The 960-nt window shown below is 39.1% G+C and carries 2 protein-coding genes; both read right to left on the bottom strand.

What is annotated here, in order from left to right; all coding sequences use genetic code 11:
- Positions 1 to 174 (bottom strand): FimD/PapC C-terminal domain-containing protein (locus tag ACIPUA_RS17945; RefSeq protein WP_449059942.1); only part of this gene is annotated, 174 nt, incomplete at its 3' end.
- Positions 175 to 202: 28 nt separating this feature from the next.
- A complete protein-coding gene (locus ACIPUA_RS17950; protein WP_249890880.1) occupies positions 203 to 562 on the bottom strand; it encodes a fimbria/pilus outer membrane usher protein in 360 nt (119 codons plus the stop codon).
- Between the last annotated feature and the right edge of the window lie 398 nt (positions 563 to 960).

Consider the following 960-nt stretch of genomic DNA (forward strand, 5'->3'; position numbering starts at 1 on the left):
ATTAAATTCAGCCCGACAACGCTGAACATCAGTATTTCCCCATTTTACATCAAGGTACCCTATCTCAGATAGACCGGATAAGTACACCTGACCACCATCCCCAACAATACTGGTGTTTTGTTCAGCAGAGTCGTTGTCACTATGGACAACCACTGTCGCTCCCAACGGTATCATGGCCTCACATTTTTAATGTCATTAAGGCTTAATACCCATTTTTCGTTTGAAAATGGGCTTTCACAATTGCTCCTTTAGTGGGGTAAAGATTGATGGAAGTCTCTTCCGTTGTGATATTTTCAAGAAGCGTATTCACGTCTAAATTCACGGTATTCTTACTGTAATCAATCAAATAAGGCACCACCGTATACCCACCAGAGTCAACCGTCGCTATTCCTCCGTTTAATGTGCTTCCTACAGTATCAGGTGCTTCAACTACTGCCATTGAGGTCCCCATAAAGCGGCTAAATGTCACCCCGTGGGCATGAGCAATGAGTCCCCCATTCGCGTTGAGGTTCAAAGATTGACTTTCACTACCATAACTGTAGCCGCCCCCCCAAATACACATTGTCACCTTGATAACCCAGATTTAGCGTGCTGTTGAGCCTGATTATCCCCACTCGCCGTTAATTGGTAGGTCAAAGCATTATCAAGTAATCGCCCAGTAATCCCTAATTGCTGATCCGCGCGCCCTTGATTATCGTGACTAATTTTTATTACAAACAAATAGATATTATATTTAATATATAAAATGAAGATTGAAAGTTATTATTTTCATTCATCAATAAATAATTAATCAAAATAATAACCTCTAATTCCGATTGCATCAAAAAGATAAATATTATGGTGATAATAATTAAGGATTTGATTTAAGTAAAACTGTTAGTTCTGATCGAGATAGCCTATTGTGATAGGTTATCTCGATCAATCATCAGTTAATGATCGTCGATATCTGAGCTTTAATGT

The organism is Providencia sp. AGC89 (assembly GCF_053543535.1).